Genomic DNA, 22,495 nt, shown 5'->3' with positions numbered 1-22,495 from the left:
TCGTTACTTCGCAGCCTTCTCGGCGGACTCGACCTTGCGGGGAGCGGCGGCCTTGCGGGCGGCCTTCTCCTCGGAGCGCTTGGCCTCGGCGGCGACCTGAGCGATCGCTTCTTCGGCGCGCAGGACCTTGGTGCGCATGATCTGCTCGTTCAGCTTCAGCTGACGGTCGAGCTCGTTCGTGGCCTCGCTGGTCGCGACGAAGTTGACGACGGCGTAGATGCCCTCGTTCTTCTTGCGGATCTCGTAGGCGAGACGACGGCGGCCCCAGATGTCGATCTTGTCGATGGTTCCTCCATCGGCCGTGATGACCTTGAGGAATCCGTCGAGCTTCGGAGCGACCTGGCGCTCGTCGACCTCGGGATCGAAGATGACCATGAGTTCGTACTGGTGCGTCACTAACCCACCTCCTTCGGACTAGAACGGCTGACGGGCATTTCCCGGCAGCAGGAGGGTGTGTTGCACGTCGTCGCGGACTCACACGCGCATGGGCGTAGCCGGACAACCTTCGTAGTCTAACGGATGCCGCCTCCCCCGGGGAATCGGGATCGATAGCCTGGGAAGCACCGACGACGGCAGGGGGCCGGGATGACGGGGATCCGACCGTTCGACGCGCGAGCGCTGACCATGCCCGGCGATCGCGCCGCGGCCCGCGCCTTCACCGCGCGCCTTCGCAGCGAGGGGCGCCTGCCGGCGGCGAACACCGCGGTCGCGATCGTGGCCTACGTCGTCGCGTTCGCCCTCGTCGGCGGCATCGGGGTGGCACTGTTCGTGCTGCTGGCCATCTTCCGCTCGGTGATCGGCGACGGCGCGATCGTGCTCGGACTGATCTTCGCGCTGCCGATCGTGCTGGGACTCGGTGCTCTCGTCGCCGCCCTGTTCGCCGTCCGGCACGGCCTGCGTATGCAGGAGGACCGACGCTGGCGTCTCGCTGGCTTCGCCCGCGACGTGGGGATGGAGTACGTCCCGGCGCTGCCCGCCCCCGCCCTCCCGGGGGCGATCTTCCAGATCGGCGGCGACCGCACCGCCTACGACCTGCTCCGGTCGTCGCATCCCCGGTTCGTCGAGGTGGGGAATCACTCGTACACCGTGAGCAACGGCAAGAACACGACCACGTCGCGGTGGGGCTACGTCGCCGTGCGGCTCGACGTCCCCCTGCCGCACATCGTTCTCGACGCCATGGGCAACGGCGTGCGGCTGGGGCTGTGGCAGAAGGGGCAGCACCTGAGCCTGGAGGGCGACTTCGACCGGTATTTCCGCCTCTACTGCCCGACCGGCTACGAGCGGGACGCGCTGTACCTGTTCACCCCCGACGTCATGGCGCGCTTCATCGACAACGCCGCCACGCTCGAGGTCGAGATCGTCGACGACTGGCTGTTCCTCTTCTCCCCCACCGAGCTGTCGACGCTCGACCCCGCGCGCTGGGCGTGGGTGTTCTCGGCCATCTCCGCGCTGCTCGACAAGCTCGAGCAGTGGGGTCGCTGGCGCGACGATCGCCTCGCGGCCGAGACCGCCGCGCTCCCCGGCTCCGCCTCGGGAAGCGACCCCGCCCCGGCACCCGGGGCCGCCCTCCGCCCGTCGCCCGAGCCCGCGGCATCCGCGATCCCCCTCCCTGCGGCGGCGACCTCTCCTCCTCCGGGCGTCGCACCTCGCGGTCGACGCCTTCAGCGGCGGAGCCCGTGGGTGATCGTCCTCTCGATCGTCGGGGGGACCTTCGCTCTCGGACTGCTCGCGCTGCTCGTCCCCTTCCTCCTGCTGTTCGCGCGCTGAGCACGACCGCCGGGATTCCTGAAGGGAGCCCCGGCCCCGCGTTAGGGTCTGACTCGGGGGTGCGACATGACAGACGCCACGACGTTCGATCCGACACCGCTGACCGCGCCGGTGGACCGCAAGGCGGCGCAAGCCTTCTCCGCGCAGCTGCGGCGAGAGGGCAAGCTGAGCGGCACTCTCGTGCCGATCATCGTCTTCGCCCTCGTCGGCGCGGCGTTCCTGTTCATCGCGGTGCCCGTCTTCGCCACCGTCGCCTCCTCGATGTTCTCGAGAGGGAGTTCGGGACCGCTCCCGCTGCTGTTCGTCGTCTTCTTCCTCATCGTCGCCTCGTTCATCGTCGGCGCCGTCGTGCGGGCGTTCGGGGGCGCGGCCGAGCGCCGCTACCGCCTCGACCGCTTCGCGCGCGCGAACGGGATGACCTGGCATCCGGGGATCGACAACCCCGCCCTTCCGGGCATGATCTTCGACCTCGGCCACGACCGCGAGTCACGCGACCTCGTGCGGGCGCAGAACCCCCGGTTCGTCGAGGTGGGCAACTACCGGTACGAGACCGGATCGGGCAAGAACAAGCAGACGCACCGTTGGGGCTACGTCGCCGTCCGCCTCGACACTCCGCTCCCCCACATGGTTCTGGATGCCGTCGGCAACAACGGTCTGTTCGGCGCGTCGAATCTGCCGGTCACCTTCGGGCGCGGCCAGCGCTTGAGCCTCGAGGGCGACTTCGACCGGCACTTCGCCCTGTACTGCCCCGAGGGCTACGAACGCGATGCGCTGTACCTGTTCACGCCCGACGTCATGGCGCGCTTCATCGACAACGCCGCCGCCCTCGACGTCGAGATCATCGACGACTGGCTCTTCCTCTACGCGCGTCGCGACCTGTCGACCCTCGATCCGGCGACGTGGCGGTGGCTGTTCGCCACGGTGGCGGCGATCGACGACAAGCTCGCCCAGTGGGCGCGCTGGCGCGACGAACGCCTGGCCGCCGAGACGCCGTCGGCAGCGCCCACGGCCGGGGCGGCGGCATCCGGGATCCCCGGAGAGGCGTCGGCCCTGCTCACTCCCCCGCCGGTCGGGGTCGCGCGCGAGGGACGACGCCTGCGCCGCGGGTTCTCGTGGGTCGGCGGCGTGATCGCCGTCCTCGCGATCGCGTGGTGGCTGCTGACGGTCGTGACCGACATCTTCGTGCGCTGACGCACGGCGACCCCGCGTCCGGTCGCGCCTCAGGCCCCGCGCGTGGTGCGCCAGAGCTCGCGGCGCGCCTCCTGCTCGACCGGGTCGGGCACGGGCAGCGACGCGAGCAGCCGCCGGGTGTAGTCGTCGCGCGGCTCGGTGAGCACCTGCACCGTCGTCCCCTGCTCCCGGATGACCCCCTGACGCAGCACCACGACGCGGTCGGCGACCTCGTCGACGACGGCGAGGTCGTGGCTGATGAACAGGCAGGCGAAGCCGAACTCGGCCTGCAGCTGCGCGAACAGCTGGAGCACGCGCGCCTGCACCGACACGTCGAGCGCCGAGGTCGGCTCGTCGGCGATGAGCAGCTTCGGGTCCAGCGCGAGGGCGCGCGCGAGCGACGCGCGCTGACGCTGACCGCCTGAGAGCTCGTGCGGGTAGCGGTCTCCGAACGTCTGCGGCAGCTGCACCGCGTCGAGCAGCTCGTTCACCCGCTGCCGCGCCGCGCGGGCTCCGGAGGCGCGCTTGTGCACGATGAGCGGCTCGGCGATGCACTCCGCGATCGTCAGCAGCGGGTTGAAGCTCGTCGCCGGGTCTTGGAAGACGAAACCGATGTCGGGGCGCGTCCGGGCCAGGTGGCGGGGCTTGGCGCCGCGCATCTCGGTGCCGAGCACCTTGAGCGATCCGCCCACCACCGAGGTCAGGCCCACCATGGCGCGACCGATCGTGGTCTTGCCCGACCCCGACTCCCCCACCAGGCCCAGCACTTCGCCGGGGCCGATCCAGAAGTCGACGCCCTTCACGGCGACGACCCCCGCGGAGCCGAAACGCCCGGGATAGCCGATCTCGACCTTCTCGGCCACGACGAGACTGCCCTCGGGCGGAGAGGTCGGTGCGGGGGTGTCGAGCGACTGCCGCGCGCTCTTGCCGCGGCCGACGTGCGGCACGGCGGCGAGCAGCTCGCGGGTGTAGTCCTGCTGCGGTGCGGCGAACAGCTCGCGCACCGGCGCCTGCTCGACGATGTCGCCGCGGTACATCACGATCACGCGGTCGGCGAGGTCGGCGACGACGCCCATGTTGTGGGTGATGAGCACGATCGTCGCCCCGAACTCGTCGCGGCACGTGCGCAGCAGGTCGAGGATCTCGGCCTGCACGGTCACGTCGAGAGCGGTGGTGGGCTCGTCGGCGATGATCAGGCCGGCATCCAGCACCAGGGCCATCGCGATCACGACGCGCTGCTTCTGACCGCCCGAGAACTGGTGCGGGTAGTCGTCGACGCGCTTCTCGGGGTCGGGGATGCCGACTCGGCGCAGGATGTCGACCGCCTTCGCCTTCGCCTCGGACTTCGAGAGCTTCTCGTGCGCGCGCAGGCCCTCGGCGATCTGCCACCCCACGGTGTAGACGGGGTTCAGCGCGGTCGACGGCTCCTGGAACACCATCGCCGCGTCGCGGCCGCGCATCTCGCGCAGCTGCGCGCCGGTGGCGTGCACGATGTCGGTCTCGCCGCCGTCGCGGCCGCGCACGATCACGGCGCCCGACAGGGTCGCGGTCTCGGGGAGCAGCCCGAGCAGCGTGTTCGCGGTGACGGTCTTGCCCGAGCCCGATTCGCCGACGATCGCGAGCACCTCTCCGGCGCGCGCGTCGAGCGAGATGCCGTTAATGGCGGCGACGGGGGCGCCGTCGGTGGCGAAGGTGACGCGCAGGTCGTCGATACGGGCGACGGATGCCGCGGTGCCGGTCATGAGGGGGTCCCGTCGGTCGTGTGGCCCGGGGTCGCGGTGGTCGACGCGTCGGCGGGAGCCGCGGAGGGGTCGACGGCCGTGACCGGGGCGGGGGCGCGACCGGCGCGGCGGCGCGTGCGCAGGCGCGGGTCGCTGAGGTCGTTCAGGCTCTCGCCGACGAGCGTGATGCCCAGCACGGCGAGGACGATCGCGATCCCGGGCGGGATGGCCGTCCACCAGATGCCGCTCGTGACGTCGCTGACCGAGCGGTTGAGGTCGTAACCCCACTCGGCGGCGGCGGTGGCCTCGATGCCGAAGCCGAGGAAGCCGAGCCCCGCGAGGGTCAGCAGCGCCTCGGAGGCGTTGAGCGTCACCACGACGGGCAGCGAGCGCGTCGAGTTGCGCAGCACGTGGCGCAGCAGGATGCGCCCGGTCGGCACGCCGATCACGCGGGCCGATTCGACGAACGGCTCGGCCTTGACGCGCACCACCTCGGCGCGGATGACGCGGAAGTACTGCGGCACGAACACCACGGTGATCGAGATCGCGGTGGCGAGGATGCCGCCCCACAGGGTCGACTGCCCCCGCGTGATCGCGATCGACATGACGATCGCGAGCAGCAGCGAGGGGAAGGCGTAGATCGCGTCGCACAGCACCACGAGGATGCGGTCGAGCCAGCCGCCGAAGTAGCCGCCGACCAGACCGAGGAAGATGCCGAGGAAGATCGAGAACGCGATCGCGCACACGATCACCAGCAGCGCCGTCTGCGCTCCCCAGATCACGCGCGAGAGCACGTCGTACCCGCCGACGGTCGTGCCGAGCAGGTTCAGGGCGTCGGGCGCCTGCTGCGTCCCGAACTTCACTCCGTCGGCCTCTTGCTGCGCGAAGCCGTAGGGCGCGAGCAGCGGGGCGAAGACCGCGATGATCACGAACACCGTCGTGATGACCAGGCCCAGCACGAGCATCCCGCGCTGCAGGCCGACGCTGCGGCGCAGGTGCGAGACGACCGGCAGGCGATCGCGCAGCGGGACCTTGCGCTCGGTCAGGGCGGTGGGCGTCGTGGCATCCGACATGTCAGTACCTCACTCGCGGGTCGATGATCGCCGCGATGACGTCGACGAGGAAGTTCGTGAAGGCGACCAGCACCGCGATCATCACGACGATGCCCTGCACGGCGACGAAGTCGCGGGCCTTGAGGTATTCGCTGAGCATGAAGCCCAGTCCCTTCCACTCGAACGTCGTCTCGGTCAGCACCGCGCCCGACAGCAGCAGGGCGATCTGCAGGCCGATGACCGTGATGATCGGGATGAGCGCGGGCCGGTAGGCGTGCTTTGTGACGAGGCGGTACTCCCCCACGCCGCGCGAGCGCGCCGAGGTGACGTACTGCGACCCCAGCGTGCCGATGACGTTGGTGCGCACGAGCCGCAGGAAGATCCCCGCGGTCAGGATGCCGAGGGCCACACCGGGCAGGATCGCGTGGATCAGCACGTCGCCCACCGCCGCGCCGTCGCCGAGGCGGATCGCGTCGAGCAGGTAGATGCCGCTCGGGGAATCCAGTGCCGCCAGCTTCAGCTCGGTGCGGGTGTTCGCTCGCCCGGCGACCGGCAGCACGCTCAGCCACACCGCGAACACGAGCTTGAGCAGCAGGCCGACGAAGAAGATGGGGGTCGCGTAGCCGAGGATCGCGCCGATGCGCAGCGTCGCATCCTGCCAGCGGTCGCGGCGGTACGCGGCGATGAGACCGAACGGGATGCCGATCAGCAGCGCCACGACGAGGGCGTAGATCGCCAGCTCGAGCGTCGCCGACCCGTACTGCAGGAGGATGCCGATGACCGGGCGGTTGTCGGTGATGGTGGTGCCGAAGTCGCCCCGCAGCACCCCCCAGATGTACTCGAAGTACTGCTGGTAGAGGGGGCGGTCGTACCCGGCGGCGGCGATGCGCTCCGCGAGTTGCTCGGGAGGGAGGCGCCCGCCGAGGGCGGCCGTGATCGGGTCGCCGGTGACCCGCATGAGCAGGAACACGACGGTCACAAGGATGAAGACCGTGGGGATGATCAGGAGGAGTCGGACGAGGATGTAGCGCCAGAGGCCGCCGCCTTTCGGGGCGGCGGGCGCGGCGATGACGGGGGCGTCGACGGCGGTGGCCATGAGGACCTAACTGGGGAACGGAAAGCGGCGGGCACCCGGTCCATTCACGGAGGGACCGGGCACCCGCCGATCGATTACTTGTGCAGCGGGGCGTAGCGGAACTTGAAGGATCCGTCGAGGACGGCGCCCTCCACGCTCGAGCCCACGACCGCGACCTGCTTGCCCTGAAGCAGGGGCAGCGTCGACAGGTCGGCGGCCACCTTGTCCTGGATCTCGCCAAGCTGCTGCTCGCGCGTCGACTTGTCGGTCTGCGTCGCCTCTTCGACGAGCAGCTTCTGCACCTCGGCGTTGTCGTAGTGGTTGCCCAGGAAGTTGTCCGCCGAGAAGAACGGGGTCAGGTAGTTGTCGGCATCCGAGTAGTCCGGGAACCAGCCGAGCTGGTACGCGGGGTAGACGTCGGCCGTGCGGTCCTTGGAGTACTGCACCCACTCGGTCTGCGCGAGGTTGACGGTGAACAGACCGTCCTCCTCGAGCTGCGCCTTCACCGCGGCGTACTCGTCACCCGACGAGGGGCCGTAGTGGTCGCCGTTGTACTGCAGGTTCAGCGTGACGGGCGTCGAGACACCGGCGGCCTCGAGCGTCGCCTTCGCCTTCGCGGCGTCGGGCGCTCCGCTGCCGTCGCCGTACAGGCCCTTGAGGGCTTCGTTGGCGCCCGCGACACCCTGCGGCACGTAGGAGTACAGCGGCGAGTAGGTGTCCTTGTAGACGTCGGTCGCGATCGCCTGACGGTCGATCAGGTCGGCCGCCGCCTGGCGCACCGCGAGCGACTTGGCCGCGTCGGCCTCGGGCGTCGTCGCGCCGTAGGGCATCGTGTCGAAGTTGAACACGATGTAGCGGATCTCGCCGCCGGGGCCGTCGACGATCTTGACCGCGTCGTTCGACGACAGGTCGGCGATGTCGGTCGCGCTCAGGCTGCGGAAGGCCACGTCGATCGCGCCGGACTGCACGTCGAGCTTCAGGTTCGAGGCGTCGGCGTAGTACTTCGCCGAGATCCCGCCGTTCGCGGGCTTCGGCAGCGAGCCCTGGTAGTCGGCGTAGGGCGCGTACGAGATGAGCTCGTTCTGCTTGTAGGACTCGATCGTGTACTGACCGGCGAAGGGCTTGGCCTCGACGATGGTGTCGTCGGGGGTGACCGCGTCGGCCGAGAAGACCTCTTCGTCGACGATGGGAGCCGCGGGGCTCGACAGGATCTGGGGCCAGATCTGGTCGTTGCCGTTCTTCAGGGTGAACACGACGGTGGTGTCGTCGGGCGTGGCGACGCTGTCGAGGTTGCCGAGCAGCGAGGACGGGCCGTTGGGGTCGGCGATGGTCACCTGGCGGTCGAACGAGAACTTCACGTCCGACGAGGTCAGGTCGTGGCCGTTGGCGAACTTCAGGCCCGACTTCAGCTTCACGGTGTATTCGGTCGGCGAGGTGAACTCGGCCGACTCGGCGATGTCGGGCGTGACGTCCGAGGTGCCGTACTGGCTGTTCAGGAGGAAGGGGTAGACCTGGTTCATCACGGCGAACGAGCCGTTGTCGTACGAGCCGGCCGGGTCGATCGAGCTGATCTTGTCGGTCGTGCCGACCACGAGCGGGTCGGTCGAGCCGCCCTCGGAGCCGGTGTCTCCGCCGCCGGCGGAGCAGCCGGCCAGGACGAGTGCCGAGGCGCCGAGAGCGCCGAGGGCGAGACCGAGACGGCCTCGACCACTGGTGTGCAGTGTCATTGCGTTACCTCTGCTGTGAAGTGTCGATTGCGACAAATGCCGCCATCCTTCGGACATCTTTGTCCTCGGCGGGCCTGTCACCAACTGCTCCGAGGTTTTTTAACGTTACCGAAACTCGCGGCAGAAGTCGGATTTCTTCCGGCGCGGTCTCGCACCGCCCCGAAGATCTCCGCGGGGGAGCGCTCCCGACACCGAGCCGTCGCGGTCAGTGCGCCGACCAGCCGCCGTCCATGACGTAACTGGTACCCGTGACCATTGCGGCATCCGGACCCGCGAGCCAGAGGGCGAGGGACGCGACCTCGCTCGGCTCGACGAGCCTCTTGATCGCGGCATCCTGCAGCAGCACCGTCTCGAGCACCTCGGACTCCGGGATGCCGTGCGCCCGCGCCTGATCGGCGAGCTGCTTCTCCACGAGCGGCGAGCGCACGTATCCGGGGTCGATGCAGACGCTGGTGACCCCGCGCGGTCCCCCCTCGAGGGCCGTCGTCTTGGACAGCCCCTCCAGCCCGTGCTTCGCCGTGACGTAGGCGGACTTGTATGCCGATGCGCGTATACCGTGCACGCTCGACACGTTGAGCACCCGCCCGAACCCTCGCTCGTACATGCCGGGGAGGGCTGCGCGGATGAGCAGGAACGGTGCTTCGAGCATCAGGCGCAGCATGAACGAGAAGCGCTCGGGGGCGAAATCCTCGATCGGGCTGACGTGCTGGATGCCGGCGTTGTTGACGAGGATGTCGACGTCGAGGCGCAGATCGGCGAGGGCGGCGGTGTCGGACAGGTCGACCGCCCACGCGCGGCCGCCGATCTCGTCGGCGAGGGCCTGTGCACCCTCGGCGTTCAGATCGGCGACCGTCACCGTGGCGCCGGCCTCGGCGAACGCCCGCGCGATTGCCGCACCGATGCCGCTGGCACCGCCGGTGACGAGGGCACGGCGTCCGCTGAGGTCGATGCTCATGGCTCCTACTTCCCCCGCGCAGCGCGCTCGGCGTCCGCGGCGTCGATGTCGCGCAGCGAGATGCCGCGCGTCTCCTTCAGCGACAGTACGGCGACCGAGGTGATCACGCAGGCCCCCACGATGTACAGGGCGATCGGCAGCCACGACCCGAAGTCCTTGAGCCACTGCGTCGCGAGGATCGGGGCGAGCGACCCGGCGAGGATCGCCGTGACCTGGGCGCCGAGCGAGACGCCCGAGTAGCGCATGCGCGTCGGGAACAGCTCGGCCATGACCGCCGGCTGCGGCGCGTACATGCCGGCGTGGAACACGAGGCCCAGCGCCACCGCCGCGACGATGACGACCGGGTTCAGAGTGTCGAACATCGGGAAGGCGAAGAATGCCCAGGTCGCACTGAGGATCGCGCCGGTGAGGTACACGGGCTTGCGGCCGATGAGGTCGGCCAGTCGCCCGATCGGGGGGATCACGGCGAAATGGATGATGTGCGCGATCAGCAGCGCGAGCAGCAGCTGGCTGGTGTCGTAGGAGTGCACGACCTTGAGATAGACGATCGAGAAGCTGACGACGATGTAATAGACGATGTTCTCCGCGAAGCGCACGCCCATGGCCTGGATGACACCCTTCGGGTAGCGGCGCAGCACCTCGACGACACCGAACGACGTCGCCTTCTCCTGCTCGACCTGCTTCTTCGCCTCGAGGAAGATCGGGGCCTCCTCGACGTGCGTGCGGATGTAGAAGCCGACCAGCACGATCACGGCGGAGAGCCAGAACGCGACGCGCCAGCCCCAGTCGAGGAAGGCGGCGGGGGAGAGGATGAACGACATCACCAGCAGCACGGTCGTGGCGAGCAGGTTGCCGACGGGGACGGCGGCCTGCGGCCAGCTCGCCCAGAACGCACGCGAGCGGTTCGGGCTCTGCTCCGCGACCAGGAGGACGGCACCGCCCCATTCCCCGCCCACGGCGAAGCCCTGGATGAAGCGCAGGGCCACGAGCATCGCCGGGGCCCAGTATCCGACGGAGGCGAAGCCCGGGAGGCATCCCATCAGGAAGGTCGCGGCTCCGACGATGATGATCGTCGCCTGGAGGGTGGGCTTGCGGCCGAAGCGGTCGCCGATCTGTCCGAAGACGATGCCGCCCAGGGGGCGCGCGACGAAGCCGACCGCGTACGTGACGAAGGCGGCGATGATGCCGTCGAGCGGGGAGCCCGACGACGGGAAGAAGAACGTGCCGAACACGAGGCTGGCGGCCGTGGCGTAGAGGAAGAACTCGTACCACTCCACAACCGTTCCGGCCATCGACGCGGCGACGACCCTCTTGATCCTGCTCGTGGGGGCGTCGGGGGAGGCGTTCGCGGTGCGCTGCTGCGCGGCGGGGGATTCCATGCTGGCTCCTTCGGTGTCGACGGTGACATCCGGTGACGAGTCTGCGGGCGCTCGGAGATTGCGACAATGCCCATTCGTGCTCCCGCGCTGTGCACAATTGCACGATGGATGCCATCACCGCGCGCGCCGACGACCTGCTCATGCTCCTCGCGGTCGCGCGAACCGGCACGTACAGCGCCGCGGCGCAGGTGCGCGGCGTCGATCACACGACCATCGCCCGCCGCATCGCGGCGCTCGAGGACGCCCTCGGGGGCCGCGTCGTCGCCCAATCGGGCCGCGGGTGGGAACTCACCTCCCTCGGCCGCCGCGCGACGGAGGCCGCCGGGCGCATCGAAGCGGCGATGACGCAGCTGGCCGCCGGGGGAGAGGAACCCGACCCCGTCGCAGGCGTCGTCCGTATGTCGGCGACCGACGGCTTCAGCGCGTTCATCGCGGCCCCCGCGATCGCCCGCTTGCGGGAGCGGCATCCCGACCTCGTCGTCGAGATCGTCGCCGCGCAGCGCCGCGCGGCCCTGCACCGTCCCGGTCTCGATCTCGAGGTGGTGGTCGGTCGTCCGCAGACCTCGCGAGGGACCACCGTCGAGCTCGGCTCGTACACGCTCGGCATGTACGCCTCGCGCGCCTACCTCGCCGAACACGGGGAACCGCGCGACATGGACGAGCTGCAGACGCACCGCCTGGTCTACTTCGTCGACGCGATGCTGCAGGTCGAGGCGCTCGACCTGCCCCGCAGGGTGGTGCCCCGCATGCGCGACGGCGTCACCTCGACGAACGTGCTCGTGCAGGTCGAGGCCACGCGCGCCGGGGCGGGCATCGGCATGCTCCCGTGCTTCGTCGCCGACCGCCATGACGATCTCGTGCGGCTGCTGCCGCAGCTCGTGACCGAGCGTCTGCCGTACTGGATGGTGATCCGCGCGGATTCGCTCCGGATCCCCGCCGTCGCCGCCCTCGCCGACGCGCTGCGCGAGCAGACGGCGCGCTCGCGGACGATGCTCGAGGGACGGGCCTGAGCCCGGGTCAGCGGGGGACCGGCTGCGTTCCGAGGTCGTGCAGCTCCGCGGCGGCGCGCGCGCCCGTGCGCAGCCCGAGCCGCGGCGCGACCTCCGTGGCCAGCAGCTCGATCGAGCGGAGCGTGATCTCGGTGGCCGGATCGACGGAATGCACCTGGAACGCCACGTCCGTGGCGAGGGAGAGGGTCCGGTCGGCGGAGAGCGAGGCGACGACCTGCTCGACCGTTCCGAGGTGCGTGTCGGTCGCCCGCGCGAGGTCGCGGAGATCGCCCTCTGCATTCCTCTTGAGGAATGTGCGGGTCAGACGCCGGACGCCGTGGTCCGCCGCCCTCCAGGTCTCGTCGAGGCGGTCGGCATCCACCACCACCGCGGTGCGCGAGGCGAGGATGCGGGGCGGAACGCCGTCGGGCAGGGCGGCGAGATAGGCCTCGACGATCGGCACCTGCACCTCGTGCAGCGCCTGCCCCTCGTCGCGCGGCTGCGTGCGGGACAGGAGCAGACCGTCGCCCGCGAGTCCCGCGCGGCGGCCCCCGTCGACCGAGAAGGTGGCCTGCCAAAACCGCCCGCCCAGGTGGGGTGCGGCGGGGTTCAGATGCAGATCGGTGTTCCGGATGCCGCGCCCGCCGAACGCGTCGCGCAGCACCGTCACGTGCGCGGCCTGGATCTCGCGCCGATCGTCGGAGGAACGCTCGAACGCGGCGAACGACGACGGGGTTCCGCCCGTGCCGATGCCGAGCTGCACGCGGCCCCCGCTCAGGGCGTCGACGACGGCGGCATCCTCCGCCACCCGCACCGGCTCATCGAGGGGGAGGGTCACGATGCCGGTGCCGAGCGCGATGCGCTGCGTCTGCACGGCCGCGGCGGCGAGGAAGGGGAACGGAGACGGCAATCCGCCCTCGTCGCGGTCGAAGTGATGCTGAGCGACCCACGCCGACGCGAACCCGTTGTCCTCGGCGGCGCGTACCTGCGCGAGCGCCGCGCGGTATCGCTCGCCGTCGGTCCCGGCATCCAGAAGCCGCGTGAAGAACCCGAGCCGTGCGCCGGTCATCCGTCATCCTCTCCGACGCATTCCCGCCACGGAATGCCGTCGCTCTCCAGGCTAGGACCGTCCGGGGAGGGGTCGGCCGGGTGCCGGCGACTCCCACGCGTCTCTCAGCGCGATGCGACCTCGATCGGGTCACCGGTGCGGGCGAGGTCGGCCTCGATCTCGCGCACGATCGGGATCACCGTCTCACCGAAGCGCTCGAGCTCCTCCTGGAAATGCAGGAACCCCAGCAGGAACAGGTCGACCCCGCGCTTCTTGTAGGCGATGATGCGCTCCGCGATCTGCTGGGCGTCGCCGAACAGCTGCGTGCGGAAGCCGTCGTTGTACTGCACGAGATCGTCGAGGGTCGAGTCGGCCCACATCCCCTTGCCGTCTTTCGTGGAGGCGCCGGCTTCCTGCACGCTCTTGCGGAACCCGTCGACCGCGCCGCCGTCGGCGTGGGCGATGATCTCGCGCAGCTGCGCCTCGGCCTCGGCGCGGGAGTCGCGCTGGATGACGAAGCCGTTGAGCCCGAAGCGCGTACGGCGCCCGTGCTCGGCGGCGATGCGCGTGACGTCGTCGTACTGCTCGGTGAAGCCGTCGAAATCTTTGCCGTTCGAGAAGTACCAGTCGGAGTACGCGCCGCCGTTGAACCGGGCCGCCGTGGAGTTGCCGCCCTGGAAGATGTCGGGGTGAGCGCGTCCCGGCACCTCGTACGGGAACGGACGCAGGGTGAAGTCGGTGATGTCGTAGTACTTCCCGTGGAAAGAGAACTTCTCCTGCGTCCACAACCCGCGCAGCACCTGGATGAACTCAGCCGCACGCTCGTACCGCTCGTCGTGCTCGAGCCACTCGAGGCCGAGGTCGGTGTACTCGTCTTTGAACCATCCGCTGACGACGTTGACCGCCGCACGCCCGTGCGAGAACTGATCGGCGGTGTTGATGAACTTCGCCAGGACCGCCGGATGCCAGATCCCGGGGTGGATCGCCGAGATGACCTTGAGCTTCTCGGTGTTCAGCAGCAGCGCGAGGCTGATGGAGGTGGACTCGTGCTGCTGCGCGGCGCCGTAGCTCGAGGCGTAACGCACCTGGCTGAGGGCGTATTCGAAGCCGACGCGCTCCGCGGTCTGCGCCAGCTTCACGTTGTAGTCGTAGCCCCAGTCGGTGCGCTGCTCGATCGAGCTGATCACGAGCCCGCCGCTGACGTTGGGCACCCAGTAGGCGAACTTCAGCGGCTCGTGGGTGGGCGTGGTCTCGGTCATGGGGTCCTCCTGGCGGGATCGGAACCCGGCTACCGTCGCACCGGTCCGACGCACCGTCAACGACATGTGACGGACCGTTTCGTCGTGTGACGCCGGCGGACGCGCTCCGGGCGAGGATGGAGCGCATGACCTCTCCTCAGCGCGTGCGTTTCGGCTACTGGACCCCGATCTTCGGCGGCTGGCTGCGCAACGTCGACGACGAGCACACGCCCGTCTCGTTCGCGCACATCGCCGAGATCGCGCGGGCCGCGGAGGAGGGCGGGTTCGACCTGACGCTCATCCCCGAGCTCAACCTCAACGACATCAAGGGCGTCGAAGCGCCCTCGCTCGATGCCTGGGCCGTCACCGCCGGTCTCGCCGCGGTGACGTCGAAGCTCGAGCTGATGACCGCCGTCCGCCCCGGTTTCCACAACCCGTTCCACACCGCGAAGCAGGCCGCGACGATCGACGAGATCAGCGGCGGCCGGTTCACCCTGAACGTCGTGTCGGCCTGGTGGGCCGAGGAGGCCAAGCAGTACGACGGCCTCTTCAGCGCGCACGACGACCGCTACGCCCGCACGATCGAGTGGGTCGAGGTGCTGCGGGGCCTGTGGTCACAGACGCCCTTCGCCTACGAGGGCGAGTACTACCGCACCGAGGGGACGTACACCGAGCCGAAGCCGCGGGTCGTGCCGCGCCTGTACGCCGGGGGCGAGAGCGAGGCCGGGCGCACCGCGATCACCCGCTACGCCGACGCGTACCTCACCCACGGCGGCACCCTCGAGGAGCTCGAGACGAAGGTGGCCGACATGCGCCGTCGCCGTGCCGAGGCCGGAGCCGCGCCGTTCGAGGCCTTCGGCATGGCGGCGTACGGCATCGTCCGCGACACCGAGGAGGAGGCGCAGGCCGAGGTCGACCGCATCACCGACGTGCGCGGGGGAGCGGCCTACGGCTCGTACCAGGACTTCGTCAGCAAGTCGAAGCTCGACACCCAGGTCGACCTCAAGGAGTACTCGGTCTCGAATCGCGGCCTGCGCCCGAACCTCGTCGGGACCCCCGATCAGGTCGCGGAACGCATCGTCGCGTTCGCGAACGTCGGCGTCTCGACCCTGCTCCTGCAGTTCTCGCCGCACCTGCCTGAGATGCAGCGCTTCGCGGCCGAGGTCATCCCGCGCGTGCGCCGTCTGGAGGCGCAGCGCGACTCCTGACGCACGCCGTCGCGGTCTGAGCAACGCGAGGTGGCTGAGCAACGCGAGGTGGCTGAGCCCGCGCGAGGTGGCTGAGCCGCGCGAGGTGGCTGAGCCCGTCGAAGCCACCGCCCCACCGCGCCCTCGGGCCCTTCGACGAGCTCAGGGCCCTCCGGAACGCCCGCGCAAGGTGGCTGAGCCCGTCGAAGCCACCGCCCCGAAGCGCACCCGGACCCTTCGACAGGCTCAGGGGCCCGGCTATCCCGCCGCGCGGAGCGCCTGATCGAGGTCGGCGATGAGGTCGTCGGCATCCTCGAGTCCGATCGACAGGCGGATGAGGCCGTCGCCGATCCCGAGGCGGTCGCGCGTCTCTTGCGTGAAACCGAGGTGCGTGGTGGTCGCGGGATGCAGGGCCATCGATCGCGTGTCGCCGATGTTTGTCATGCGGCTGAACAGGCGCAGAGCATCGAAGAAGCGTTCCGCCGCGTCTCGCCCTCCGCGCACGGTGAACGAGAACACCGAACCCGAGAGTCCGTCGTAGTCGCGGACGGCGAGCGCGTGCTGCGGATGGGACGGGAGTCCGGCGTAGTCGACGCTCTCGACCGCGCCGTGACCCTCGAGCCATTCCGCGATCGTGCGGGCACTGGCGAGGTGTTGGCGCATGCGCACCGACAGGGTCTCCATGCCCTGCTGCAGCAGGAAGCCATTCAGTGGCGACAGGGCGGGACCTGTGTCGTTGGCGATCCCGAACCGCAGCGACAGCTCGAACGCGCGTGCGCCGAATGCCTCGACGAACGACGAGTGCGCGGCGACCGGCGTGTCGGTGAGCGCCGGGTAGGAACGGTCGGATGCCACCCAGTCGAACGTTCCGCCGTCGATCACCGCACCAGCGAGGTTGGCACCGTGGCCCGAGAGGAACTTCGTGGCCGAGTGCACCACGACGTCGGCGCCGTGCTCGATGGGGCGGATGAGGAAGGGCGTCGCGATGGTGTTGTCGACGACGAGGGGGATGCCGTGCCGGCGCGCGATGCGCGAGACCGCGTCGATGTCGACGACGTCGTTCTTGGGATTGGGAAGCGTCTCGGTGAAGATCGCCTTGGTCTCGGGCCGGATCAGGGCGTCCCACTCGGATTCGTCGAGAGGGTCCCAGACGTACTCGACGCGCACTCCCATGCGCGCGAACGTGCGGTCGAAGAGCACGCGGGTGCCGCTGTAGATGCTCGCCGTCGAGACGATGTGCTCTCCGCTTCCCGCGAGACCCAGGAGCGCCATGGTGATCGCGGCCTGACCCGACCCGACGACGAGCGCTCCCGATCCGCCCTCGAGTGACGCGAGACGCCGCTCGGCGACCTGGTTGGTGGGGTTGGCGTTGCGCGAGTAGAGATGACCCAGGTCGACGGCGCCGAATCGATCGGTCGCCTCTTGGAAGGAGGCGAAACGGTAGGCGGCCGAGAGGTGCACGGGCGTGATGCGCGACCCGTGCGTGAGGTCTTCTTCTTCGCCCGCGTGCACCTGGCGGGTGGCGAAGCCGAAGCCGGTCCAGTCGACGTGCGGCGGCGCGGGCTCAGCCACGGAGACCGATCGCTTCTTGCGGGAGGAGCGAGCCGAGCCAGCGCGCGATCTCGCGGGGCCCGGAGCGGGGGGCCGTGGCTTCGACGTCGGGGTTGTAGTTCGTGTTGGTGTTGACGTCGTACGTGACGGTGCGCCCGTCGCGCGTCTCGATGAACTCGATGCCGGCGATGCCGACCCCCTCGGCCGCGAGGAAGGCCAGGTAGCGGTCGATGAGGGCGGGATCGACGTCGTCTCGTCGACGGAAGAGCGGCTCGGGCTCCACGCCGTCGGCCCCGGGAACGGCGCACGCCTCGGCGGGGCAGAGTTCGAAGCTGCCGGCGCTCGTGTCGACGCGGACGGCGTAGACGAACTCGCCCGCGACGAACTCGGCGCGCGTGATGAAGGGGGTCTTCGCGACGAGCAGCTCTTGCAGCAGGGTGATGCCGTCGGGGGAGGGCTCGAACGAAGGGCCGTCGACCCACGCGGCGAACTCGTCGACCGTCTCCCATCGACGCACACCGAGGCCCTTGCCGCCCTGATTGTGCTTACTGATGAAGGGGGCGCCGAATTTCTCGGCCTGGGCGACGATGTCATCCGTTCCGAAGACCGCGACGGTGCGCGGAACATCGATGCCCGCGTGCCGGAGCGCCGCGTGCTGCGCGACCTTGCTGACCTCGAGCTCGAGAACGTCGGCGCCGTTGATGACCGTGCGCCCCCACGAGGAGAGCCACCGCAGGACCGCCCGCCCGAACTCCTTGCTGTGGGCGTGATCGCGGGTGTGGGCGGAGGCGCTCAGCCGCGACCAGAACACACCCTCGGGCGGCTCCACCGCCAGGTCGATCGACCCGTCGGTGAGCATCCACTCCTCGAACGGCACGCCCTCCGCCTCGAACGCCGCCGCGAACGGCGGAATCCACTGGGGGTTCTCGTGGATGACATAGACCTTGCCCGACATGTCGCCAGGCTAACCCGGGGCTCCGACATCGCCGCCCTCGTCCGTCACGAGGCGACACCGAAACGACGGGTCCCTAGTCTGGAGGTCTGCCGGAAGGATGCCATGACCTCTGATTTCATCGCCGCCAATCGCGCCAACTGGAACGAACGAGCGACCCTGCACGCCGCGCGTGACGGATCGGGCTACGGCGTGCAGCGCTACGTGACCGAACCGGAGGCGTTGTCCGACGTCGTCCGCTTCGACGCACCCCTCCTCGGAGACATCGCCGGCAAGCGCACCGTGCACCTCCAGTGCCACATCGGCACCGACACCCTCTCCCTGGCGCGTCTGGGCGCTCGAGTGACCGGTCTCGACTTCTCCGAGAACGCCGTCGCCGAGGCGCGGCGACTCGCCGCCGAGGCGGGAGCCGACATCGAATACGTCCAGGCGGAGGTGAAGGATGCCGCCACCGTGCTCCCGCGCGAGTCGTTCGACCTCGTCTACACGGGCATCGGCGCCCTGTGCTGGCTTCCCTCGATCGACGAATGGGCCGGTGTGGTGGCCGACCTGCTGGCGCCCGGGGGAACCCTGCACATTCGCGAGGGACACCCCGTGCTGTGGTCGATGAACGAGACCCTGCCCGGTCTGACACTGGCCTTCCCGTACTTCGAGCAGCCCGTGCCGCTCGAGTGGGACGACGACAGCACGTACGTCGAGGTGGCGGCGCCCCTGCAGTCCACCCGGACGTACGAGTGGAACCGGGGTCTGGGCGAGATCGTCACCGCCCTCCTCTCCCGGGGCTTGCGCATCGACACGCTCGTCGAGCACGACAGTGTTCCGTGGGAGGCGCTCCCGGGTCGGATGACCCTGCGAGCCGATGGCGAGTACGCGCTGACCGAGCAGCCTTCCGTCATGCCACTGAGCTACACGATCAGGGCGTCGAAGGCAGGATGACGGTCGGTTCCGGCGAGGAGGTCATTTGCGGCTGCAGTTCGAAGATGTCCCCGGGGACGCAGGGGCTGACGTAGCTGAAGTTCACGATGCCCGTTCCGATCCACAGATCGGAGAGCGAGCCGTCTGGATTGACCCCGGCGAGGTACGGCGGGTCGGACAGGATGTAGCGCACAGGGTCGAGCGTCGTGTCGACGGCGGTCTCGGCATGAACTCCGAGCTTGCCCCAGGCGTCCTGCACACGTTTGAGCATCTCCTCCGGTTCGGCCTGCGAGGGTTGGGCGAGGCGAGCTTCTCGGCGCAGCACCACCCCGTTTGCTCCGCCGGAGGCGTCGCACGCAAACCATTGGTTGTCCTGTTCCCACCCCTCCCTGCCGAGCACAGCGGTCACCGCCTCGAAAAGCGAATCGCCCTTCTCAGATACCTGTTGCGGCGTCACGACCGACTCCCCCCGTCCTGGTTGAGAGGCACACGCGGCCAACGCGCCCCCCATCGAAAGCAGGAGGACAACACCTCCGAAGATTTTCACGAGGGCCGAACAGCCCATTTGCCACCTCCCATGACCGCTCGTTCAATCGATGTCCCGCCCATGATGAGGCGTTCATCGTGTCCCATCGTCGCCAGTGCAGTGTTGTGCAGCGCGGTGGTGTTGTTCGTGAAGTAGCTCGCATCGCCGTTCTCCACCGAGCCGAGCGGGCCATGCCGGCGCACCGGCTCGAGGATCACGCCCTCCGTCTCGGCTGCCTCGGATGAGAAGACCCGTGCCCCGAAGTCCGGCGACGTGGGATCTTCTCGTCCCGACAGGAGCTGCCCGATCGGCGCCCACTCGTCGCGGACCGCCTGCGACGCGAACACTTGCCCAGGGGGAACGTTCAGATCAGAAACGTGATCGACCTCATCCGCAACCCCCGCGGACCCGAGCAGAACGAGATGATCTGCTCGTGCCGTCTCCAGCCCGAGAGTCGCGACGTCTGTCCCGTAGGAATGCGCGACGATGCTCAGATCGAGCGGGGCGGACGCCGCCTGTCTCATCTGTTGGAGTGCGTCGATATCGTGCGCGAGGTTTTCAGCGCCCGCACGCGCCCGGTCGTCGAGAAGGACCTCACCGGCAGCCACTGTCGGCATAGGCGGGTGATAACCGATCCAGGCGACAGCGGCGAGCGAATCTCGGGTCGCACCGGTCAGTTTCTTCTGCTCTGCGATGAGCTCGTCTGCTGCTCGCACGTAATTCTTGACGTCCCCGCCCACCGTCGTCCCCATTCCCGGCACGATCACGCTCACGTGCTCAGCCGCATCCAGATCCCCGACCGCCACCTGCGCCAACGGTGGCCGGTCCAGCACGAGCGAGGCGATCGTGTTCCCCTCGGCCGCTCGTTCCAGTGCCTCCAACGCCCGCACCTGCTCCGACTGATCCCACGGACTGTTCCGCGCCTCGGCGAGCGCTTGCGCCAGCACGATGCGATTCGCGCGGTCGCGCGCGGCGTACGCCACCCCGCCGAGATTCCCGACGACCCCCGGCGCCTCGGCGATCAGCACGTTCTGTTGCGCAGGGCTCAGTCGCCGCCACCACGGTGCGACGTCCTCCGACGCCGTCTGCTTCAGACGCTCGATCAGATCGGGGCGAGCTCGCAACAGCGCCCGCAGCGATCCCTCATCGAGGGACTGCAGCACGTCGAGGACGCGCTCCGCGGTGACCGGCGCGACGCCCAGCCCGACCCCCAGGGACGCCCAGAAGTCGCCTCGTGCTCGAACCTTCTCGATCGCCACCCGAACGGCCTGAGCAGCGATCTCGCCGGCGGCCGCCACGTCGGCGCGAGCGTCGGCGAGCATCGCCTCGGCGCGGGCCCGCGCCTCTTTCGCTGTCGAGGGAACCGCACCTTGATGGCGGGGGTCGGCGATGAAGGCGGGCCAGCCCTGCGCGAACGAAGCGAATGCTCCCGCTGCCGCCGTGGCATCCTCCGGGAGAGTCGCCGCGAAGCTCCACGCCTCGATCGCCGCCGCCGCCAGCCCCTGCGCCCGTCGGAGCGCCAAAGCGTACGTCCGCATCGGCTCGACGATCATCGTCACGCCCTGACCGATCTCCAGCCACCGTTTCGCAACGGCCTCCATCCGCGCGGTGTACGCATCGGCGCCTTCGCCGGTCCAGCCCTCGATATCGGCGTGCCAGCGCAGTCGCTCCACCACTTCGCCGGTGACCTTCGCGCGCCGTTCCCCCAGATGGGAGACCTCGTACGCCGCTTCGACGGACCCGGGCACGATCTCCTCGGGAATCGACGCGGACGAAAGGCTGCTCACGTGTCACCCGCCAGCGCCCGGATGGTGGCGTCGGACCCTTCTTCGGCCCGCTCGTACAACGCAGCCGCCTCTCGGAGACCCGCGGCGGTGTCGTCCACCTGTGCCGTCGCCTCCGCCCAGCCTCCCGTCATCGCCTGCATGAAGGCGTCCACGGCCTGGCCGAGCTGCGCGTGCCCGAGCTGTCGCGCGTCGGCGACCGCCGTCTCCGCCTCGGCTGCTCGCGCCGTCAGGTCGAGCGATCCGGCCGCGCGACGCAGGGTGTCGGTGACGACGGTGAGGCTCCGCATCCCGGAACCGTACTGAGATCTCGATACACCGCCGCGAAGTTGTCCACAGGCTCACCCGGATGTGGGCGATCCTTCATCCATCTGGACAACCGTGCCACCGCAGCGGTCCGGGCGGTGGGAAGCGGGTCGTCACCGTCGTTCACGGGGCCTGATCCGACGCGGCGATGCCCGCGATCATCACCGCCCGAAGAACAGCGCGGCGCCGCCCGCGATGACCATTGCGGCGAGCACGACCCCGAGGTACAGACCCACGCGAGCGCCGTTCACCCGCGATCCCCGCGACTTCAGGGGTGCCGTGTGGACCGCGAAAGCCGGCGGTGCGGCGGCCGGGCTTCCAGCGGCCGGAGGCAGCTCCGCGGCGGCCTGTGGGAGCCTCAGCTCGCGCACGCGCGCCACGAACAGGTCGACGGTGGCCAGGACGGCCCGCCACGACGTCGCGTCGTCGTTCGACAGTGAACGCGGCGCGTAGAGGAAGAGCCACTGACCGCGCAGCTCCACGTCGAGAGGATGGGCCTCGTCAGCGAGGGCGTCGATGATCTCCGGCGTGAGCAGCGCATCGACGACCTGTTCCGAACCGGGTGCGGCTTCCACCCGCACGCCTGGACGACTGTCGTCCACCGCAGCCCCGGCCGGGGTCGCCGGAAGCGCCGACCGCGCGCGGTTGCGAACCGCCTCGATGGTGACCGAGGGCACGGCGACCCCCAGATCCACGGCGGCGTACCCCCACTGCTGCGTGAACTGATTCCCCACGGCGACCTCCGTGTAGAAGCTGTCGCCGACCTCGACCATCGGATCTCCCGGAATGCGCACGATGTTCACCGCGCGCTGAGAGAACCGCGCCTTCCCGTCCACCTCGCGGAACACCACCCCGGGGAGCTGCTGATCGACGGCGTGCGTGAAGTACTGCCATCCGTTCTCCGACGCCAACCGCGAGACCGCGTGGGCGGTCGGGTCGGTCCGTGCCGGGGGAGCGACAGGGTGCGTCAACGCGGTGTAGTCGATGCCGGCGTGCACGTTCCCAGTCTGTCGCGCTTCGGAGAGCAGCGCAGCAACGACGCGATGCCGGCCGAACTCGCCGGATGCCGCCGCGTCCGAGCCGGCGGGGCGCCTCCACCCATGACGAACGTCACCCCCGAGTCGTGACCCAGGCCCCGGGTACAGGGGGCCGC

21 protein-coding genes are annotated in these 22,495 nt (G+C 69.6%); 6 read left to right on the top strand and 15 right to left on the bottom strand.

What is annotated here, in order from left to right:
• Window positions 1–3: 3 nt before the first annotated feature.
• Window positions 4–396, bottom strand: coding sequence for a 30S ribosomal protein S6 (gene rpsF / locus FB047_RS06825; protein ID WP_058622540.1), 393 nt, complete (start codon window positions 394–396; stop codon window positions 4–6).
• A gap of 189 nt (window positions 397–585) precedes the next feature.
• Between rpsF and FB047_RS06820 the strand changes: the two genes are divergently transcribed.
• A complete protein-coding gene (locus tag FB047_RS06820) occupies window positions 586–1,767 on the top strand; it encodes a hypothetical protein (protein ID WP_136586418.1) in 1,182 nt (393 codons plus the stop codon).
• Between the two features lie 66 nt (window positions 1,768–1,833).
• The gene (locus FB047_RS06815; RefSeq protein ID WP_136586417.1) at window positions 1,834–2,958 is read left to right on the top strand and encodes a hypothetical protein; all 1,125 of its coding nucleotides are present in this window, start codon (window positions 1,834–1,836) and stop codon (window positions 2,956–2,958) included.
• 29 nt (window positions 2,959–2,987) lie between these two features.
• On the opposite strand, the gene FB047_RS06810 is transcribed toward FB047_RS06815, so the two are convergent.
• From FB047_RS06810 to FB047_RS06785, 6 genes are all read right to left on the bottom strand, one after another.
• Entirely contained in the window at window positions 2,988–4,679 is a 1,692-nt protein-coding gene (locus FB047_RS06810; protein WP_136586416.1) for a dipeptide ABC transporter ATP-binding protein, read from the bottom strand.
• On the bottom strand, window positions 4,676–5,731 hold the full coding sequence (locus tag FB047_RS06805; protein WP_136586415.1) for an ABC transporter permease: 1,056 nt from the start codon (window positions 5,729–5,731) through the stop codon (window positions 4,676–4,678). The genes FB047_RS06810 and FB047_RS06805 overlap by 4 nt, the downstream gene beginning before the upstream one ends.
• A 1-nt stretch (window position 5,732) precedes the next feature.
• Window positions 5,733–6,806, bottom strand: a complete 1,074-nt coding sequence (locus FB047_RS06800; protein WP_136586414.1) for an ABC transporter permease — start codon at window positions 6,804–6,806, stop codon at window positions 5,733–5,735.
• Between the two features lie 74 nt (window positions 6,807–6,880).
• Window positions 6,881–8,512: an ABC transporter substrate-binding protein gene (locus FB047_RS06795; protein ID WP_136586413.1), complete on the bottom strand. Its 1,632-nt coding sequence runs from the start codon at window positions 8,510–8,512 to the stop codon at window positions 6,881–6,883.
• A 205-nt stretch (window positions 8,513–8,717) separates the two neighbouring features.
• Entirely contained in the window at window positions 8,718–9,467 is a 750-nt protein-coding gene (locus FB047_RS06790; protein ID WP_136586412.1) for a 3-hydroxybutyrate dehydrogenase, read from the bottom strand.
• Between the two features lie 5 nt (window positions 9,468–9,472).
• A complete protein-coding gene (locus FB047_RS06785) occupies window positions 9,473–10,846 on the bottom strand; it encodes an MFS transporter (protein WP_136586411.1) in 1,374 nt (457 codons plus the stop codon).
• Window positions 10,847–10,950: 104 nt separating this feature from the next.
• Between FB047_RS06785 and FB047_RS06780 the strand changes: the two genes are divergently transcribed.
• Window positions 10,951–11,856: a LysR family transcriptional regulator gene (locus FB047_RS06780; RefSeq protein ID WP_240752655.1), complete on the top strand. Its 906-nt coding sequence runs from the start codon at window positions 10,951–10,953 to the stop codon at window positions 11,854–11,856.
• Between the two features lie 7 nt (window positions 11,857–11,863).
• Here FB047_RS06780 and FB047_RS06775 read toward each other — a convergent pair whose 3' ends face one another.
• Both FB047_RS06775 and sfnG read right to left on the bottom strand, forming a co-directional pair.
• Window positions 11,864–12,904 (bottom strand): putative FMN-dependent luciferase-like monooxygenase, encoded by a 1,041-nt coding sequence (locus tag FB047_RS06775; RefSeq protein ID WP_136586410.1) that lies wholly within the window; start codon window positions 12,902–12,904, stop codon window positions 11,864–11,866.
• A gap of 104 nt (window positions 12,905–13,008) precedes the next feature.
• Window positions 13,009–14,142, bottom strand: coding sequence for a dimethylsulfone monooxygenase SfnG (gene sfnG / locus FB047_RS06770; protein ID WP_136586409.1), 1,134 nt, complete (start codon window positions 14,140–14,142; stop codon window positions 13,009–13,011).
• 125 nt (window positions 14,143–14,267) lie between these two features.
• Here sfnG and FB047_RS06765 point away from each other — a divergent pair, with 125 nt between their 5' ends.
• Window positions 14,268–15,329, top strand: a complete 1,062-nt coding sequence (locus FB047_RS06765) for an LLM class flavin-dependent oxidoreductase (RefSeq protein ID WP_205822706.1) — start codon at window positions 14,268–14,270, stop codon at window positions 15,327–15,329.
• A gap of 237 nt (window positions 15,330–15,566) precedes the next feature.
• On the opposite strand, the gene FB047_RS06760 is transcribed toward FB047_RS06765, so the two are convergent.
• Complete coding sequence (locus tag FB047_RS06760; RefSeq protein ID WP_136586408.1) at window positions 15,567–16,880, bottom strand: O-acetylhomoserine aminocarboxypropyltransferase/cysteine synthase family protein; 1,314 nt, start codon at window positions 16,878–16,880, stop codon at window positions 15,567–15,569.
• Window positions 16,873–17,814, bottom strand: a complete 942-nt coding sequence (locus FB047_RS06755) for an ATP-grasp domain-containing protein (RefSeq protein WP_136586407.1) — start codon at window positions 17,812–17,814, stop codon at window positions 16,873–16,875. Before FB047_RS06755 ends, FB047_RS06760 begins: the two co-directional genes overlap by 8 nt.
• Before the next feature lie 102 nt (window positions 17,815–17,916).
• Here FB047_RS06755 and FB047_RS06750 point away from each other — a divergent pair, with 102 nt between their 5' ends.
• Window positions 17,917–18,747, top strand: coding sequence for a class I SAM-dependent methyltransferase (locus FB047_RS06750; protein WP_136586406.1), 831 nt, complete (start codon window positions 17,917–17,919; stop codon window positions 18,745–18,747).
• Here FB047_RS06750 and FB047_RS06745 read toward each other — a convergent pair.
• From FB047_RS06745 to FB047_RS06730, 4 genes are all read right to left on the bottom strand, one after another.
• A complete protein-coding gene (locus tag FB047_RS06745; RefSeq protein WP_136586405.1) occupies window positions 18,725–19,183 on the bottom strand; it encodes a hypothetical protein in 459 nt (152 codons plus the stop codon). The genes FB047_RS06750 and FB047_RS06745 overlap by 23 nt on opposite strands.
• An 86-nt stretch (window positions 19,184–19,269) precedes the next feature.
• A complete protein-coding gene (locus FB047_RS06740; protein WP_136586404.1) occupies window positions 19,270–21,039 on the bottom strand; it encodes an alpha/beta hydrolase in 1,770 nt (589 codons plus the stop codon).
• A complete protein-coding gene (locus tag FB047_RS06735; RefSeq protein WP_136586403.1) occupies window positions 21,036–21,326 on the bottom strand; it encodes a hypothetical protein in 291 nt (96 codons plus the stop codon). Before FB047_RS06735 ends, FB047_RS06740 begins: the two co-directional genes overlap by 4 nt.
• Window positions 21,327–21,503: 177 nt before the next feature.
• Window positions 21,504–22,340 (bottom strand): hypothetical protein, encoded by an 837-nt coding sequence (locus FB047_RS06730; protein ID WP_136586402.1) that lies wholly within the window; start codon window positions 22,338–22,340, stop codon window positions 21,504–21,506.
• Between FB047_RS06730 and FB047_RS17360 the strand changes: the two genes are divergently transcribed.
• The gene (locus tag FB047_RS17360; RefSeq protein ID WP_276606270.1) at window positions 22,335–22,469 is read left to right on the top strand and encodes a hypothetical protein; all 135 of its coding nucleotides are present in this window, start codon (window positions 22,335–22,337) and stop codon (window positions 22,467–22,469) included. The genes FB047_RS06730 and FB047_RS17360 overlap by 6 nt on opposite strands.
• The last annotated feature ends 26 nt before the right edge of the window (window positions 22,470–22,495 follow it).

Source organism: Microbacterium hydrothermale, assembly GCF_004854025.1.
Taxonomy (GTDB): domain Bacteria; phylum Actinomycetota; class Actinomycetes; order Actinomycetales; family Microbacteriaceae; genus Microbacterium; species Microbacterium hydrothermale.
Note: the sequence above shows the minus strand (reverse complement) of the source record. Positions and strands in the feature narration are given on the sequence as shown.